Source organism: Massilia sp. Leaf139 (genome assembly GCF_001424165.1).
Classification (GTDB): Bacteria; Pseudomonadota; Gammaproteobacteria; order Burkholderiales; family Burkholderiaceae_D; genus Telluria.
Map to the genome: position 1 here is coordinate 1,098,786 of NZ_LMOJ01000001.1, position 14,868 is coordinate 1,113,653.

Annotated in this window: 15 protein-coding genes; 9 read left to right on the forward strand and 6 right to left on the reverse strand. The window is 67.4% G+C overall.

Annotated features, from left to right (window positions below; genetic code table 11):
* Positions 1 to 3 precede the first annotated feature (3 nt).
* From ASF77_RS04815 to ASF77_RS04825, 3 genes are all read left to right on the forward strand, one after another.
* Positions 4 to 1,167 (forward strand): TRAP transporter substrate-binding protein, encoded by a 1,164-nt coding sequence (locus tag ASF77_RS04815; RefSeq protein ID WP_056335168.1) that lies wholly within the window; start codon positions 4 to 6, stop codon positions 1,165 to 1,167.
* 123 nt (positions 1,168 to 1,290) lie between these two features.
* Positions 1,291 to 1,875: a TRAP transporter small permease subunit gene (locus ASF77_RS04820; protein ID WP_056335171.1), complete on the forward strand. Its 585-nt coding sequence runs from the start codon at positions 1,291 to 1,293 to the stop codon at positions 1,873 to 1,875.
* Positions 1,872 to 3,854, forward strand: a complete 1,983-nt coding sequence (locus ASF77_RS04825) for a TRAP transporter large permease subunit (RefSeq protein WP_056335174.1) — start codon at positions 1,872 to 1,874, stop codon at positions 3,852 to 3,854. The genes ASF77_RS04820 and ASF77_RS04825 overlap by 4 nt, the downstream gene beginning before the upstream one ends.
* A gap of 60 nt (positions 3,855 to 3,914) precedes the next feature.
* Here the strand turns inward: ASF77_RS04825 and ASF77_RS04830 are convergent, their stop codons facing one another.
* Positions 3,915 to 4,511 carry an outer membrane beta-barrel protein gene (locus ASF77_RS04830; protein ID WP_056335176.1) on the reverse strand — a complete coding sequence of 199 codons (597 nt, stop codon included), beginning with the start codon at positions 4,509 to 4,511 and terminating at the stop codon, positions 3,915 to 3,917.
* Positions 4,512 to 4,731: 220 nt separating this feature from the next.
* On the reverse strand, positions 4,732 to 5,829 hold the full coding sequence (locus ASF77_RS04835; protein ID WP_056335178.1) for a branched-chain amino acid aminotransferase: 1,098 nt from the start codon (positions 5,827 to 5,829) through the stop codon (positions 4,732 to 4,734).
* 249 nt (positions 5,830 to 6,078) lie between these two features.
* Between ASF77_RS04835 and ASF77_RS04840 the strand changes: the two genes are divergently transcribed.
* The 4 genes from ASF77_RS04840 (at position 6,079) to ASF77_RS04855 (ending at position 9,986) form a co-directional block, all read left to right on the forward strand.
* Positions 6,079 to 7,317: a GNAT family N-acetyltransferase gene (locus tag ASF77_RS04840; RefSeq protein WP_056335180.1), complete on the forward strand. Its 1,239-nt coding sequence runs from the start codon at positions 6,079 to 6,081 to the stop codon at positions 7,315 to 7,317.
* Between the two features lie 86 nt (positions 7,318 to 7,403).
* Positions 7,404 to 8,276 (forward strand): MaoC/PaaZ C-terminal domain-containing protein, encoded by an 873-nt coding sequence (locus ASF77_RS04845; RefSeq protein WP_056335185.1) that lies wholly within the window; start codon positions 7,404 to 7,406, stop codon positions 8,274 to 8,276.
* Positions 8,277 to 8,379: 103 nt separating this feature from the next.
* Positions 8,380 to 8,856 carry an acyl-CoA thioesterase gene (locus ASF77_RS04850; protein WP_056335189.1) on the forward strand — a complete coding sequence of 159 codons (477 nt, stop codon included), beginning with the start codon at positions 8,380 to 8,382 and terminating at the stop codon, positions 8,854 to 8,856.
* A 317-nt stretch (positions 8,857 to 9,173) separates the two neighbouring features.
* Positions 9,174 to 9,986: a class III extradiol ring-cleavage dioxygenase gene (locus ASF77_RS04855; protein ID WP_056335192.1), complete on the forward strand. Its 813-nt coding sequence runs from the start codon at positions 9,174 to 9,176 to the stop codon at positions 9,984 to 9,986.
* A gap of 22 nt (positions 9,987 to 10,008) precedes the next feature.
* Here ASF77_RS04855 and ASF77_RS04860 read toward each other — a convergent pair whose 3' ends face one another.
* On the reverse strand, positions 10,009 to 10,662 hold the full coding sequence (locus tag ASF77_RS04860; RefSeq protein ID WP_082493557.1) for a TetR/AcrR family transcriptional regulator: 654 nt from the start codon (positions 10,660 to 10,662) through the stop codon (positions 10,009 to 10,011).
* A 108-nt stretch (positions 10,663 to 10,770) separates the two neighbouring features.
* On the opposite strand from ASF77_RS04860, the gene ASF77_RS04865 reads away from it, so the two are divergent.
* Positions 10,771 to 11,307, forward strand: coding sequence for a DUF2867 domain-containing protein (locus ASF77_RS04865; protein ID WP_056335197.1), 537 nt, complete (start codon positions 10,771 to 10,773; stop codon positions 11,305 to 11,307).
* Here the strand turns inward: ASF77_RS04865 and ASF77_RS04870 are convergent.
* A complete protein-coding gene (locus tag ASF77_RS04870) occupies positions 11,304 to 12,035 on the reverse strand; it encodes a siderophore-interacting protein (protein ID WP_082493558.1) in 732 nt (243 codons plus the stop codon). The two genes, ASF77_RS04865 and ASF77_RS04870, sit on opposite strands and share 4 nt — an antisense overlap.
* 36 nt (positions 12,036 to 12,071) lie before the next feature.
* On the opposite strand from ASF77_RS04870, the gene ASF77_RS04875 reads away from it, so the two are divergent.
* Positions 12,072 to 12,557, forward strand: coding sequence for a MarR family winged helix-turn-helix transcriptional regulator (locus ASF77_RS04875; RefSeq protein ID WP_056335203.1), 486 nt, complete (start codon positions 12,072 to 12,074; stop codon positions 12,555 to 12,557).
* A gap of 6 nt (positions 12,558 to 12,563) precedes the next feature.
* Here the strand turns inward: ASF77_RS04875 and ASF77_RS04880 are convergent, their stop codons facing one another.
* Entirely contained in the window at positions 12,564 to 12,941 is a 378-nt protein-coding gene (locus tag ASF77_RS04880; RefSeq protein WP_056335204.1) for a cytochrome c family protein, read from the reverse strand.
* Positions 12,942 to 13,000: 59 nt separating this feature from the next.
* Positions 13,001 to 14,692 carry a 2-isopropylmalate synthase gene (gene leuA / locus ASF77_RS04885; RefSeq protein WP_056335209.1) on the reverse strand — a complete coding sequence of 564 codons (1,692 nt, stop codon included), beginning with the start codon at positions 14,690 to 14,692 and terminating at the stop codon, positions 13,001 to 13,003.
* Positions 14,693 to 14,868 lie beyond the last annotated feature (176 nt).

Below are 14,868 nucleotides of genomic sequence, written 5' to 3' on the forward strand. Positions count from 1 at the left end.
ACCATGAAGAAGGGTGATAACGCGAAGGGTAGCAAGCCAACCACGCAGTCCATGGCCGACCGCAGGAAGTTCCTCGGCGGCGCCGCCGCCGGCACCGCGGCACTCGCCGCTCCGATGATCGCCACGGCGCAGACACCGACCAGGATGCGCTTCCAGAGCACCTGGCCCAGCAAGGACATTTTCCACGAATACGCGCTCGACTTCGCCAAGAAGGTGAACGACATGACCGGCGGCGAGCTGCGCATCGAGGTGCTCCCGGCCGGCGCCGTCGTTCCCGCCTTCGGCCTGCTCGACGCCGTCTCCAAGGGCACCCTCGACGGCGGCCACGGCGTGATGGGCTATAACTACGGCAAGCAGGCCGCGATCGCGCTCTGGACGTCCGGCCCGGCCTACGGCATGGACGCCAACATGGTGCTCGCCTGGCACAAGTACGGCGGCGGCAAGGAATTGCTGGCCGAACTGTACAACGGCATCGGCGCCAACATCGTCTCCTTCCTCACCGGCCCCATGCCGACCCAGCCGCTGGGCTGGTTCAAGAAGCCCGTCAGCAAGGTCGAAGACCTGAAGGGCATGAAGTTCCGCACCAACGGCCTGGCCATCGACCTGTTCACGGCCATGGGCGCGGCGGTGAACGCGCTCCCCGGCGGCGAGATCGTGCCCGCCATGGACCGCGGCCTGCTCGACGGCGCCGAATTCAACAATGCCAGCTCGGATCGCCTGCTCGGCTTCCCGGACGTGTCGAAGGTCTGCATGCTGCAGAGCTTCCACCAGAGCTCGGAGCAGTTCGAAATCACCTTCAACAAACCCAAGTACAACGCACTGCCGGCCAAGCTGAAATCGATCATCGAGAACGCGGTCGAGGCCTCATCCTCGGACATGGCCTGGAAGGCGGTCGACCGCTACTCCAAGGACTACCGCGACATGCAGGCCCAGCAGGGCGTCAAGTTCTACAAGACGCCCGACGCGGTGCTGCAGGCGCAGCTGAGGGTGTGGGACGAGGTCGTGGCCAAGAAGGGCGCGACCAATCCGCTGTTCAAGAAGGTGGAGGCCTCGATGCGGGCCTTCGCCGAGCGCGCCATGAAGTGGGACATGGACACCAACAATCCGCGCCGCATGGCCTACAACCACTACTTCGCACGCAAGGCACCGGCGCCGGCCAAGGCCTGAGCCCGGGGTTCGCGCGCTTATCTATAAGCTTGTTTAGCAGCTTACGCGTAGCAGTGTGAACGCCATCCCGGGCTTGCCCGGGATGGCGCGTGGTGTCCGTCGCCAGCGAGCAGGAGCATCTTCATGCAGAAGTTATTGTTATTCGTCGACCGGCTCAGCAGCTGGGTCGGGCAGGCCTTTTCGTGGCTGATCGTCGCGCTGACCTTCCTCATCACCTGGGAAGTGTTCGCGCGCTATGCCTTCAACACCCCGAACCCCTGGGCCTTCGACCTGATGATCATGATGTACGGCAGCGCCTTCATGATGGCCGGCGCCTATACGCTGGCCAAGAACGGCCATGTGCGCGGCGACGTGCTCTACACCTTCTTCCCGCCGCGGCTGCAGGCGGGCCTCGACCTGATCCTGTACATCGTCTTCTTCATCCCCGGCGTGGTCGCCCTGGTCTGGGCCGGCTATACCTACGCGGCCGAATCGCTGGCGATCCAGGAGCATTCCACGCTGACCGCCAACGGGCCGCCGCTATACCCCTTCAAGATGGTGATTCCGGCCGCCGGGGTGCTGCTCCTGCTGCAGGGCTTCGTCGAGATCGTGCGCTGCGCGGTCTGCCTGCGGGACGGCGCCTGGCCCTCGCGCGAGGCGGACGTCGAGGAAGTCGATGTCGACAAGCTCAAGGCCATGGTGCACGCGGACGAGGCGAAAACACAATGAAAAAAGAAATCTGGTTCGGCCTTTCCATCCTCGTGGCGATCGTGGTCGCCCTGTTCGCGCTGATGCCGGCCCCAAGCGAGATGACCAACGGTCACCTGGGCCTGCTGATGCTGGCGCTGGTCGTGGTGGCCATCATGCTCGGCTTTCCCACGGCCTTTACCCTGATGGGCATGGGCGTGATCTTCGCCTGGCTCGCCTTCCGCAGCCAGGATCCTGACGCGGCGGTGCGTCTGACCCTCGACCTGATGGTGCAGCGGGCTTATTCGGTGATGGCGAACGACGTCCTGATCTCGATCCCGCTCTTCATCTTCATGGGCTACCTGGTCGAGCGGGCCAACCTGATCGAGCGCCTGTTCAAGAGCCTGCACATCGCCATGGCGCGCGTGCCTGGCTCGCTGGCGGTGGCGACCATCGTCACCTGCGCCATCTTCGCCACCGCCACCGGCATCGTCGGCGCCGTGGTCACGCTGATGGGCTTGCTCGCGCTGCCGGCCATGCTCAAGGCGGGCTACAGTACCCAGCTGTCGGCCGGCTGCATCACGGCGGGCGGCTGCCTCGGCATCCTAATTCCACCCTCGGTGCTGCTGATCGTGTACGGCGCGACGGCCGGCGTCTCGGTGGTCAAGCTGTATGCGGGCGCCTTCTTCCCGGGGATCATGCTGGCCGCCCTGTACGTCGGCTATGTGCTGATCGTGGCCAAGCTGAAGCCCTCGGCCGCGCCGCCGCTGCCGGAGGCGGAGCGCATCGTCGCGCTGCCCGCCTTCACGCACGCCATCCCGGACGCCTACCACAAGCGCGCGCTCCCGGGCCTCATGCGCGCCAGCCTGCCGACCCGCGCGCGCGCGGCGAACATCTTCGTGGCCTTGCTGCCCGCGCTCGCCTTTGTCGCCGTCATGGGCGTGAGCTATCGGCTCGTCACCGCGCCGGAGGCCGCGCCGACCGAGCTGGTCGAGATGGGCGCGCAGGGATTCGATGCGGCCGGCGGCAGCGACGCCGGCAGCGACGCCGGGGGGCTGCAGGAGCCGCCGGCCGAGGGCGGCCTGGCCGAGCCGCCCGTCGACGGCGGACTGGCCGAGCCGCCGGTGGAAGGCGCAACCGGGACGTCCGCCGCCGCCGTGGTGCCGCGCCCGGCCCCGGCCACCGACGCCGCCGCGGTCACCCGCACCGACGTCGCCCCCGCGGGCGGGGCGGCGCCGGGCGAGCCTGCCTCGAACCCTGTCTCCAAGCCGGCCTCCAAGACCTTCTGGATCGTGCTGGCCGCGGGCCTCGCCCTGCTGGCGCTGTTCTACCTTTTCTTCAGCTTCGCGCGACTGGAAATCTTCAAGATGCTGCTCGGCTCCCTGTTCCCGCTGGCGATCCTGATCCTGGCTGTGCTCGGCAGTATCGTGTTCGGGCTGGCCACGCCGACCGAGGCGGCGGCGATGGGCGCCTTCGGCGGCCTGATCCTGGCGATCGCCTACCGCCGCTTCAACTTCAATCTGCTGCGCGAATCGGCCCACCTGACCACGAAGACGACGGCGATGGTGTGCTGGCTGTTCGTCGGGTCGAGCATCTTCTCGGCCGCGTTCGCGCTGCTGGGCGGACAGGAGATCATCAACGACTGGGTGCTGGGGATGGATTTGAGCCCGGTGCAGTTCATGATCCTGGCGCAGGTGGTGATTTTCCTGCTCGGCTGGCCGCTCGAATGGACCGAGATCATCGTGATCTTCATGCCGATCTTCGTTCCGCTGCTGGCGCACTTCAACATCGACCCGCTGTTCTTCGGCCTGCTGGTGGCGATGAACCTGCAGACGGCCTTCCTGTCGCCGCCGGTGGCGATGTCGGCCTTCTACCTCAAGGGCGTGTCGCCGCCCCACGTGACCCTGAACCAGATCTTCATGGGCATGCTGCCCTTCATGGGCATCCAGGTGCTGGGGATCGTGCTGCTGTATGCCTTTCCGGCCATCGGGCTATGGCTGCCGGAGGTGCTGTACAAATAACGCGGACAAAAAAGACCACGGTCGCCCGTGGTCTTTTTTCTTCGCCGCCGGATGCCAGGCTTAGAAGTAGAAGTTCACCAGCGCGCCGACGTGGTCGCCCTTGACCGAACCGCTCGTCGTCTTTTCCTTGAACTTGTCGTTCACGTAGCGCAGCTTGAAGCCGATGCGCGGAGAGTACAGGTATTCGATCTCGGCGACCGGGCTGGTGCTGTCCTTGAACTTGTAGTCGCCGAAGTCGGCCGCGCCGCTCGAACGCAGTTCGGTGCCGGTCACGTAGCGCAGACCGCCGCCGACGCGCACCTTGTCGTTCACGTGGTAGTAGCCGAGCAGCTCGAGCGGCACGCGCTGGAAGCGCACGTCGCCGTTTTCGCCGCTGGCGTTGTCGACGTGGTAGCCGATCGTGCCCTGCACCGAGAACTGCGGGTTGACGCGGTAGTCCAGGCCGGCCAGGAAGGCGATGCTGCCGCCGCCGTCGATGTCGACCTGGTCGCCGTCTTCATAGGCGACCGTGACCAGTTTCTCGCCGCCGAAGGTGACGCCGGCGCCGACCACGAAGCGCAGCGGCTTCGAGGCGAGGTCCGGAACCGGTTCCCAGGTTTGTGCCTGGGCGGTCAGGGAGGCGAGGGCGAGGGCAAATCCGAATGCAATCTTGTTCATGTCTTTATCTTGGTATTGATCGTTCCGGACGACGCGGGCTTGCGTGTTCCGTGGAGCGACATGATAAAGAGATAATTTCTACAAAGCAATAACCAAACGAGAAGCGACCAACATTTGTTGTTTTTTTACGAACATATGTTGGCGCCACCGGCGGAGCCGGGGAGGAAAGGTGGACACGGCCGGCGGCAGGCAGCGTCCACGAACGACTCAGGCGAGCAACTTAGAACACGCGCTGGATCCAGCCGTGCTTGTCTTCGGCGCGGCCGTTCTGGATGTCGAGCAGGGCGCTCTTGAGGCGGGTGGTGACCGGGCCGGCGTCGCCGCTGCCGATCGCCGCTTCGAAGCCGCGGCCTTTGACTTTGCCGATCGGGGTGACGACGGCGGCGGTGCCGCAGGCGAAGGCCTCGGTCAGGCGGCCGCTGGCGGCGTCCGCCTTCCACTGGTCGATCGAGTACGGCTCTTCGCGCACGGTGAGGCCCAGGTCGCGCGCCAGTACGATCAGCGAATCGCGGGTGATGCCCGGCAGGATGGTGCCGGTCAGCGGCGGCGTCTGGATCGAGCCGTCTTCGAACACGAAGAAGATGTTCATGCCGCCCAGTTCCTCGACCCATTTGCGCTCGACGGCGTCCAGGAACACGACCTGGTCGCAGCCTTCGCGCGTGGCTTCGGCCTGCGCCGCCAGGCTGGCGGCGTAGTTGCCGCCGCACTTGGCGTCGCCGGTGCCGCCGGGCGCGGCGCGGATGTAGTTCTCGGACACCCACAGGGTCACGCCGGCGGCGCCGCCCTTGAAGTAGTTACCGGCAGGACTCGCGAACACGCAGTACAGGTACTCGGCCGCCGGGCGCACGCCGAGCGCGGCTTCGGTGGCGATCATGAAGGGGCGCAGGTAGAGGGCCGAGCCTTCGGCTTGCGGAATCCAGTCGCGGTCGGTGCTGACCAGCGCGTGCACGGATTCGAGGAAGAGCTCTTCCGGCAGCTCGGCCATCGCCAGGCGCGCGGCCGACTTGCGGAAGCGGCGGGCGTTGGCTTCAGGGCGGAACAGGGCGGCGCCGCCGTCCGGCTGCGGGTAGGCCTTCATGCCTTCGAAGATTTCCTGGGCGTAGTGCAGCACCATCGTCGTCGGGTCGAGCGGCAGCGCGCCGCGCGCCTCGACCTTGCCGTCGTGCCAGCCACGGCCTTCGGTGTAGCGGATCGTGACCATGTGGTCGCTGAAGGCGCGGCCGAAACCGGGATTGGCAAGCAGCGCCGAACGGTCGGCCGGTGGAAGGGGCATCAGGCTTTTCTGGATCGACAGGGTCGATGATCCAAGGTTGTTCATACAGTCTCCGTGAATTCTGGACAGGTGGCGCCAGGCAAAACCGTAATTATCAATCAATTCGCGGGAACTGGTGGGTACTTTGGCATGCCTGAGCCTGGGAAATACGCGCAAAACGGACGCGACTGTCTTGCGACAACACAAAGTATCAAGAAATTGTTGGCGGGTTGTATTGCTCCGAGATAAAATCGCGTGTCTTTACATATTTCCAATTGGCATTTTTAATTCCGCCTGCACAAGGATTCCGTGTCGATGAATGACTTTACCCACCAGCTGGTCGATGAAGACGAGCTACCGGCTGGCGCCCCCCGTGCGCAAGCGGCCGCCAGCCTGCCCGATGCCGCCCAGCGCTTCGAGCTTGCCGACGTCACCGACCGGCACGACGCGCCCGAATTGCTCGCCGCATGGCGCGACATGCTCGGCCGTGGGACGAGTCCGGAAAAGCTTTACCAGTCCCCGGAATTCTTCCGCTGCATCGTCGAATCCGAACACGGCACGACGCGCACCCACGCACTGTACGCCGTTCACCGCCGCAGCGATGGCGCCTGCGTCGGCATCGTCCCCGTCCGCAAGAGTGCGCAGGAAGTCGGCTTCGGCGTCGGCCCGCTGCGCTTCGGCGGCCGCAAGCTGGCGACGCTGCAGGTGCTGGGCAGCGTGCCGCTGCTCGACCGCAGCGAGCCGGGCCTGGCCGCCTTCGTGTTCGACAGCCTGCTGCGCCGCCATCCGGAGTGCCAGGTGCTGTCGATGCAGGCCGTGCCGGCGCCGCAGGTCGACGCCCTCGACAGCCTGGCCGGACTGACGGCCAAGGTGTTCAACGGCATGCGCGGCTGCCATACGGTGCCGTTGCCGGAGAATTTCGACGCCTACCTGCAGAAATTCAGTTCCAAGAAGCGCTACAACCTGACGCGCCAGGTGCGCCTGCTCGGCGCCGAGGCCGGTGAAGTGCAGGTGTGCCGCATCGAGGCGCCGGAGCAGGTGGCCGGCCTGATCGAGGCGATGCGCGCGATCCTGCCGGCCGGGCATTTTGCCGAGCTCGCCAATGCGGCGCGCCTCGAACGCATGGCAAGGCATGGACTGATGCATTCCTACGTGATCCGCTGCGGCGTGCAGGACGTGGCCGTCGTCCTCGGAACGCGTTCCTCCGACGTCTGGCACGTGCACAACATCGCCGCGCTGCCGAAATACCATGCCCTGTCCGCCGGCACCAGCGCCGTGCACCTGGCACTGCAGGACGTGATCACCCATTTCTCGTTCGCCGATGCGGACTTCGGCTACGGTTCGCCGAACCAGGACTTCCGGGCGACGCATGTGCTGAAACACCGCTGCACCGTGCTGGTCTGCCGCGCGCGCAGCGCCACCGCTGCGCTGCTGGCTGCGCACCGGGTGTGGCAACACGCCGCCGACGGCGTCGTCGCGCGCATCAAGGAAGCGCAGCGCCGCCTCAAGCAGCGCAACATCGCCGCGCGCCAGGCAAAGGCGGCTGCCGGCTGAGGGCGGTACGGGCGCCGTGCGGGACGGGGGCCCGATCGATGACATCATGCAGGCTGCGCCGACGCGGCCTCGATCCGGAGGAAAGAATGCCGCTTTCGTCTGACGCTGACCCGGCGCCGCCGCTGCCGCCGCTGGGCCTCGCCCTCGTGCTTCGCATGCTCACCAAGCGCGCTGGCCCGCCGCCGGACGGCCCGGTGGCGCCGCTGCGATCGCGCTTCACCCTGTCCGGCCTCGACCAGGCCCACGTTGCGCGCTACAGCGCCGCGCTCGGCTTCGGGCCGGGCGCGGTGCCGCTGACGTACTGGTATCTACCGGTGCAGCGCGCGCACATGGCGACCATGCTGGGCGAGGGCTTTCCCTACCGGCTGGCCGGCATCGTCCACGTCGAGAACGAACTGGTCGCCCACGCACCGGTCGCCCACCTCGCCGCGCCGGCCGCTGCGCCGATCGTACTCGCCACCCGCATCGACATCCTGCCGCCGACGGCCTCCGGCGCCGTCTACTGCAGCCTCGAAACGGTCGGCACCGCGCACGGCGCGCCTGTCTTCACCTGCACCAGCAAGTACCTTGCCGTGCGCGGCCGGCGCACCGGCAAGGGCAAGGGCACGCGCCCGGCCGCCGAACAGGGCGCGGTGATCGACAGCTGGACGCCGGGGCCGGCCAGCGGCCGCGACTACGCGCGCGTTTCGGGCGACTGGAACCCGATCCACCTCACGCGCTGGAGCGCGCGCCTGATGGGACTGCCCGCGCCGATCATCCACGGCATGCATTCGCTCGCCAGAACCTGCGCCGCTCTCGAGCAGGTTCATGGCCGGGCGGTGACGCGGCTGTCGGTGCGCTTCACGGCGCCGGTGCCGCTGGGCGAAGCGGCCGTGCTGACGCGCGGCGAGGCGCCCGATCGCTACGTCCTGTTCTGCGCCGGCCGGCCTGCCGCGGACGGCGCCTTCACCCTGGCCTGACGGCGCCCGCCGGCAAAACGGAGGCCCGCCCGGTGGAGACGCGCAAAGCCCCGTACAATGATTTTGCGGCGCACTGTCGCGCCGGGCCAAGCTCCCTCCACATATGAACGACCACCACGGAAGACCCGTCCACGAACTGACGATGACGGTGCTGATGACCCCCGACATGGCCAACTTTTCCGGCAACGTCCACGGCGGCACGATTTTGAAATTCCTCGACAGCGTAGCCTACGCCTGCGCCAGCCGCTATTCCGGCTCGTATGTCGTGACCCTCTCCGTCGACCAGGTGATGTTCCTGCAGCCGATCCACGTGGGCGAACTGGTGACCTTCCTCGCCTCGGTCAACTACACGGGCACCAGTTCGATGGAGATCGGGATCCGCGTCGTGACCGAAAACATCCAGCAGCGCACCCAGCGCCATGCCAACAGCTGCTATTTCACGATGGTGGCGGTCGATGCGAACCGCAAGCCGCAGGCGGTGCCGCCGCTGGTGCCCGAGACCGAGGAGCAGAGGCGGCGCTTTGCGAAGGCGGAGGAGCGCAAGCGCTCGCGGCAGGCGCTGCATGGCAGGACGCGTTAAAGAGCCGTGGATTTCAGAGGCGCGTGGCTCCCGGCCGCGGAGCGTGATGGGTACCGGTGATCCGCGTGGGCATGCCCACCCTACGGTACGCATCGGCCTGAGGCTGTCGTGCACCGTAGTGGGCATTGTGGCCAATGGCCGCAATGACGGGTTCACCGGGCATGCCCACGCGTTCCGGCCGCCGCGCAGCCGCCCCATTGTGCCGCTGACGGGACACTGTTTCCCTCGCTGGCCGTCTAGTGGAAACCCGCACGCGACCTTACAGTAGGGGTATCGGCCAAAGCAAGCGGCCATCCACTACGCCCCAAGGAGCCACCATGACCACCTCCCGACTCCCCGTCTATTTCATCTCCCACGGCGGTGGGCCCTGGCCCTGGATCGAGGGGATGCGCGGCATGTACGCGCGCACCGCGGCCGAATTCGCCGCGCTGCCCCAGCGCCTGCCGGCAAAACCGAAGGCGATCCTGGTCGTCTCCGGCCACTGGGAAGCGCCCGCCTTCACCGTCGCCACCGCGGCGCAGCCGCCGATGGAATACGATTATTACGGCTTCCCCGAGCACACCTACCGCATCCGCTATCCGGCGCCGGGCGCGCCCGGACTGGCGGCGCGGGTGGAGGCGCTGCTGGCCCAGGCCGGCATGCCGGTCGCGCGCGATGCGGGGCGCGGCTTCGACCATGGCGTCTTCGTCCCCTTGAGCCTGATGTACCCGGAGGCCGACGTCCCGATCCTGATGCTGTCGATGAAATCGGACTACGACCCCGCCGAGCACCTGCGCCTGGGCCGGGCGCTGGCGCCGCTGCGCGACGAGGGCGTGCTGATCGTCGGCAGCGGCCTCACCTACCACAACATGCGCGGCTTCGGCCGCGACGAATCGACGCCCGTGGCCGCGGCCTTCGAGAACTGGCTGAACGGGGCCATCGCCCAGCCCGACGCCCAGGTGCGCAACGCCATGCTGGTCGATTGGGAACAGGGCCCCGGCGCACGCCAGGCCCACCCGCGCGAAGACCACCTGGTGCCGCTGATGGTGGTCGCCGGGGCCGCCGGGGACGACCGCGGCCGGGTGCTGTTCGTCGACCACGTGATGAAGGTGCCGATGGCGTCCTACGAATTCGGGGCGGCCGGCACCTGAGTGAAGGCAGGACGGCCCGGCCTCAGCCCGGCTCCGCCTGCATCACGCCCCAGCAGGCATTGACCAGCGCGTCCTCGAATTCGATCGTCCCGAGCAGCGGCGAGTCCTCCAGCGAAGCCGAGCGCACCGTCCCCGCCAGCAGGCGCGTCAGCACGAAGGCCGTGGCCGGCGAGGGCGCGCGCAGCAGCGGATGGCGCATGCGCTCGATATGCAGGGCGATGCGCTCGCTCGCTTCGCGCAGGTACTGCACCAGCAACTGCTGGTTGTCGAGCCGCCATGCCAGCCGGATCAAGGCGCGTCGCCCGGGCCCGCCGGTGCCGAAGGTCTCGAGATAAAAACGGATAAAGGCGCGCAGCAGCGTGCGCGGATCGGGTTCGGCCGCACCGGCGTGGCCCAGCAGCAGGTCGAGCTTGGCCATGCACTGCGTGCGTTCGTGCGCGAGCATGGCGAGCACGATCGCCTCCTTGCTGTCGAAGTACTGGTACAGGCTGCCGATCGAGACGCCGGCCCGTTGCGCGATGCGGTTGGTCGTCAGGGCCATTTCGCCGTGCTCGTCCAGAACCTGAGCCGTCGCCTCGAAAATGACGCGGATCGTGTGCTCGGCGCGGGCCTGCGAGGGGATGCGCCGCGGCGGCGTCGAAGGAGAAACGGCAGTCGGGCGGAGCTTGGTCGGCATAGCGGGCGTTGGTCTGAAATCTGAGCGAAAGGCGAGTAGGAAAGATGAGCGATGCTCATTATAGTCATGTCTTGAATGCAACTCGCGAAATCATCGGGAAAGGAATGCATGCAAGCCATCGACCAGCTCCGCGCACGTCAGGTTGCCCTGCCTGCGCAATCGGCAATTACCCACGTCTACGGCAGGGTGCACCTGGCCGACGCATTTTCGATCGCGCTGCCTGTCGGGGCCTCGCATGAGCCCGAGCGCCTGGCGCGCTTCCTGTTCGCGCAGCAGCCGGCCTGGGTCGGATGGCTGATGGGGATCCGCGACGCCGTCGTCGCCTGTTTCGGCCTGAAGACGGGCAGGCAGCTGGCGGCGCTCGGGCCGGGCGCCAAGGCCGAACGGGTCGGCATCTTCAAGGTCTATGCCAGCGGCGCCGCCGAGATCGTCGTGGGAGAGGACGACCGGCATCTCGATTTCAGGGTGTCGGTGCTGGTCGAGCGCGCGCCGGTTGCCGATGCGCGGCTGACGATATCGACCGTGGTGCACTGTCATAACCTTCTGGGCCGCAGCTACCTGTACGTGATCGCGCCTTTTCACCGGCTAGTGGTCAGGGCCAGCCTGCGCCGCGCGGCGCGTGTCGGCTGGCCCCGCGCCGATTAGTCGAGCTGTTCGTGGTGCTCGGCCACGCCGCGCTTCCAGTAGGCGGACACGCGCATCGCTTCCTTCGGCAGCGCCTTTTCAATCGCCAGCACTTCGCGCAGCGCGCGCATCGCACCGGCCTCGCCGGCCGCCCAGGCAAAGCCTTCGCCGCCAGGCAGGGGCAGGGCGCGCACCGCCTCGGCCAGCGCGTCGGCGTCGTCGATCCAGTGCACCTCGGCCCGGGCCGCGCCGTCAAAGGCGATGCGGTCGTCCTGCGCGGCGGCCGCGACGACGATCACGCGCGCGCTTGCCGGCAGTTCTTCCAGGCGGCGGCGCATCGCCGGCAGGGCGCTGGCGTCGCCCGCCAGCAGGTGCCAGTCGTAGTCCATCGGGATGATCATCGAGCCGCGCGGCCCGCCGATCACGGCCGTGTCGCCGACCCGCGCGCGGCGCGCCCAGTCGGAGGCGGCGCCCTCGCCGTGCAGGGCGAATTCGATCGTCAGTTCGCGCGCTTGTGCGTCGAAGCGGCGCGGCGTATAGTCGCGCCGCACCTGTCCGCCGCTGCCGTCGTCGAACATGAATTTCACATGGTCGTCGAACGAGAGCGAAAGGAAACCGGCCAGCGAGTCTGCATGAAGAGTGATGGCCACGAAGTGGGCGCCGAGCGGTGCGACGCGCGCCACGACCACGTCGCGGCGGTGCAGTTCGTGGCGCACGCGTTTGATGCCGCGGCGTTTGCTGTGTTCCATCATGGATCCTGAATTTGGTTGATAATGTCCCCTATTATGAAAAAAACCGTTGATAAAGTCAACCAAAATCACACGTCCGCGGCGCAGGATGTCTTCGAGTCCATCCATGCCATCATGCACCTCTACCGCGCACGCCAGATGCGCACCCCGGCGGGCGCCGCGCCGGAACTGACCCACATGGAAGGCAAGGTGCTGGGTTTCTTCGCGCGCCATCCGGGCGCGACGCTGAGCGACCTGGTGGCCTATTCGGGACGCGACAAGGCGCAGCTGACGCGCCTGATCCGCGGCCTGCGCGAGAAGGAGCTGCTGGTAGCGCAGGCCGACGAAGCCGACCGCCGCAGCACGCGCCTGCGCCTGTCGGCCGGCGGCGAGGCCCTGCACGCGCAGTGGCACCGAGTGGGCGCCGAGACGGCGGCGCAGGCGCTGGAAGGCGTGCCGGAGGACGAACGCGCGCGCCTGCTGGCATTACTGGAACGCGTGCGCGCCAACCTCAGCGCCAACCTCAGCGCCGACGAAGCCTGAAGCGCTTCAGCGCGGCGCAGCGGCCGGAATGCTGCGCAGGTAGGCCAGCAGGTCGCCGACCTGCTGGCGGTTGCTCATGCCCCAGAAGCGCATCTTGTTGCCGGGGACGACGTCGTCCGGCGCATCGATGAAGGCGGCGAGGGTCTGCTCGTTCCACACGATGCCCGATTTCGCCATCGCCGGCGAATAGCGGAAGTCCGGCGTGGCGCCGGCGCGGCGGCCGAAGACGGCGTTCAGCTGCGGGCCGAAGCCGGCGCGCGCCGCGGGGCCGACGCTGTGGCAGGAGCCGCAGCGCGAGGCGAACAGGCGCTGGCCCTTGGCCAGGTCGGCGGCGTGGGCGGCGAAGGGCATCGCGGCCAGCAGGATGAGGGCGAGTCTGCGCATGCGGCGAGAAAGACGAAACGCGGCTGCCCCGATTATAGCGGCGGCCGCCCGCCCGCACTTCAGGCGGCCATCGCCTGTGCCGGCGCGCTTGCGGACGCGCTCCCCATTTGCCGGTTCACCGCCGACAGCACCGCCTTGAACGAGGCCGTGACGATATTGCTGTCGATGCCGGCGCCGAACAGGGTCGGCCCGTTCCCCACGCGCAGCTCCACGTAGCAGGCGGCGCGCGCGTTGGCGCCCGAACCGATCGCATGTTCGTGGTAGTCCATCAGGCGGATGTCGATGCCGAGCGCGTTGACGAAGCCGTCGATCGGGCCGTTGCCGCTGCCGCGCAGCACGCGCTGCATGCCGTTCTCGAAGGCCGATACTTCCACCTGCACCGCTTCGCCGGCCGCCGTGTCCTCGCTCATCCGGTGCGAGGCGTAGCGGTAGGGCGCTTCCTGTTCCAGGTATTCGCGTGCGAACAGGGCGTGGATGTCGCTGGCGGCGATCTCGCGTCCGCTGCTGTCGGCCAGGCGCTGCACCACGCGCGAGAATTCGATCTGCAGGCGGCGCGGCAGCTCCAGGCCGTATTCCTGCTCCAGCAGGTAGGCCATGCCGCCCTTGCCGGACTGGCTGTTGACGCGGATCACGGCGTCGTAGCTGCGCCCCAGGTCGGCCGGATCGATCGGCAGGTAGGGCACTTCCCAGATCGCCTCGGGCTGCTGGCGCGCGAAGCCCTTCTTGATCGCGTCCTGGTGCGAACCGGAGAAGGCGGTGAACACCAGGTCGCCCGCATACGGGTGGCGCGGGTGCACCGGCAGCTGGTTGCACTCCTCGACCAGCTGGCGCACGCCGTCGATGTCGGAAAAATCCAGGCCCGGGTGCACGCCCTGGGTGTACAGGTTCAGGGCCAGCGTCACCAGGTCGACGTTGCCGGTGCGCTCGCCGTTCCCGAACAGGCAGCCCTCGACGCGGTCGGCGCCGGCCAGCACGGCCAGTTCGGCCGCCGCCACGGCGGTGCCGCGGTCGTTGTGCGGGTGCACGCTGATGACGAGCGACTCGCGCCGTTCCAGGTGGCGGCACATCCATTCGATCTGGTCGGCATACACGTTCGGCGTGCTCGCCTCCACCGTCGAGGGCAGGTTGACGATCATCGGCTTGTCCGGGGTCGGCTGCCACTCGGCGCTGACGGCGTCGACGATGCGCTTGGAGAAGTCGAGTTCCGTGGTCGAGAAGGACTCCGGCGAATATTCCAGGCCCCATTGCGTCTGCGGATGCTGCGCCACCAACTCCTTGATCAGGCGCGTGCCGCTCACGGCGATGTTCACGATCTCGTCCTGCGTCATGCCGAAGACGACCTTGCGGAACACCGGCGCCACCGAATTGTAGACGTGGACGATGGCGCGTCTGGCGCCCGCCGCCGACTCCACCGTGCGGCGGATGAGTTCTTCGCGCGCCTGGGTCAGGACGATGATGGTGACGTCGTCGGGAATCCGGTTGTGTTCGACCAGCATGCGCACGAAATCGAAATCGGTCTGCGAAGCCGAGGGGAAGCCGACCTCGATCTCCTTGACGCCGATTTTCACCAGCATCTCGAAGAAACGCAGTTTTTTCTCGGGGCTCATCGGCTCGATCAGCGCCTGGTTACCGTCGCGCAGGTCGGTGCTCATCCAGATCGGCGGACGGGTGATGGTCATATTTGGCCACTGGCGGTCGGCCAGGTCGACGGCGGGGAAAGGGCGGTACTTCGAAATCGGATTGGTGATCATGTTCGTTACTCCTGCTGGGTGTACGGTGCCGGTATCGGCGCGGGAGTGGCGAAGAGGCTGCCGGACGGGCCACGGAACGCTAGGCCCGGCAACCGATCGGTAGTTTTAGCAGCAGACGAACGACAGCGCGTGCGCCCAGTGGGAGAGGCAGCGGTTGGGTGAAGAGCTGGGTGGTG

Excerpts from the sequence above, each read along its gene's own strand:
- ASF77_RS04830 (WP_056335176.1), bottom strand. The coding sequence starts at position 4,511 with ATGAACAAGATTGCATTCGGATTTGCCCTCGCCCTCGCCTCCCTGACC.
- ASF77_RS04825 (WP_056335174.1), top strand. The coding sequence starts at position 1,872 with ATGAAAAAAGAAATCTGGTTCGGCCTTTCCATCCTCGTGGCGATCGTG.
- ASF77_RS04840 (WP_056335180.1), top strand. The coding sequence starts at position 6,079 with ATGAATGACTTTACCCACCAGCTGGTCGATGAAGACGAGCTACCGGCT.
- ASF77_RS04855 (WP_056335192.1), top strand. The coding sequence starts at position 9,174 with ATGACCACCTCCCGACTCCCCGTCTATTTCATCTCCCACGGCGGTGGG.
- ASF77_RS04850 (WP_056335189.1), top strand. The coding sequence starts at position 8,380 with ATGAACGACCACCACGGAAGACCCGTCCACGAACTGACGATGACGGTG.
- ASF77_RS04875 (WP_056335203.1), top strand. The coding sequence starts at position 12,072 with ATGAAAAAAACCGTTGATAAAGTCAACCAAAATCACACGTCCGCGGCG.
- ASF77_RS04860 (WP_082493557.1), bottom strand. The coding sequence starts at position 10,662 with ATGCCGACCAAGCTCCGCCCGACTGCCGTTTCTCCTTCGACGCCGCCG.
- ASF77_RS04845 (WP_056335185.1), top strand. The coding sequence starts at position 7,404 with ATGCCGCTTTCGTCTGACGCTGACCCGGCGCCGCCGCTGCCGCCGCTG.
- ASF77_RS04870 (WP_082493558.1), bottom strand. The coding sequence starts at position 12,035 with ATGGAACACAGCAAACGCCGCGGCATCAAACGCGTGCGCCACGAACTG.
- ASF77_RS04880 (WP_056335204.1), bottom strand. The coding sequence starts at position 12,941 with ATGCGCAGACTCGCCCTCATCCTGCTGGCCGCGATGCCCTTCGCCGCC.
- ASF77_RS04865 (WP_056335197.1), top strand. The coding sequence starts at position 10,771 with ATGCAAGCCATCGACCAGCTCCGCGCACGTCAGGTTGCCCTGCCTGCG.
- ASF77_RS04835 (WP_056335178.1), bottom strand. The coding sequence starts at position 5,829 with ATGAACAACCTTGGATCATCGACCCTGTCGATCCAGAAAAGCCTGATG.
- ASF77_RS04820 (WP_056335171.1), top strand. The coding sequence starts at position 1,291 with ATGCAGAAGTTATTGTTATTCGTCGACCGGCTCAGCAGCTGGGTCGGG.
- leuA (WP_056335209.1), bottom strand. The coding sequence starts at position 14,692 with ATGATCACCAATCCGATTTCGAAGTACCGCCCTTTCCCCGCCGTCGAC.
- ASF77_RS04815 (WP_056335168.1), top strand. The coding sequence starts at position 4 with ATGAAGAAGGGTGATAACGCGAAGGGTAGCAAGCCAACCACGCAGTCC.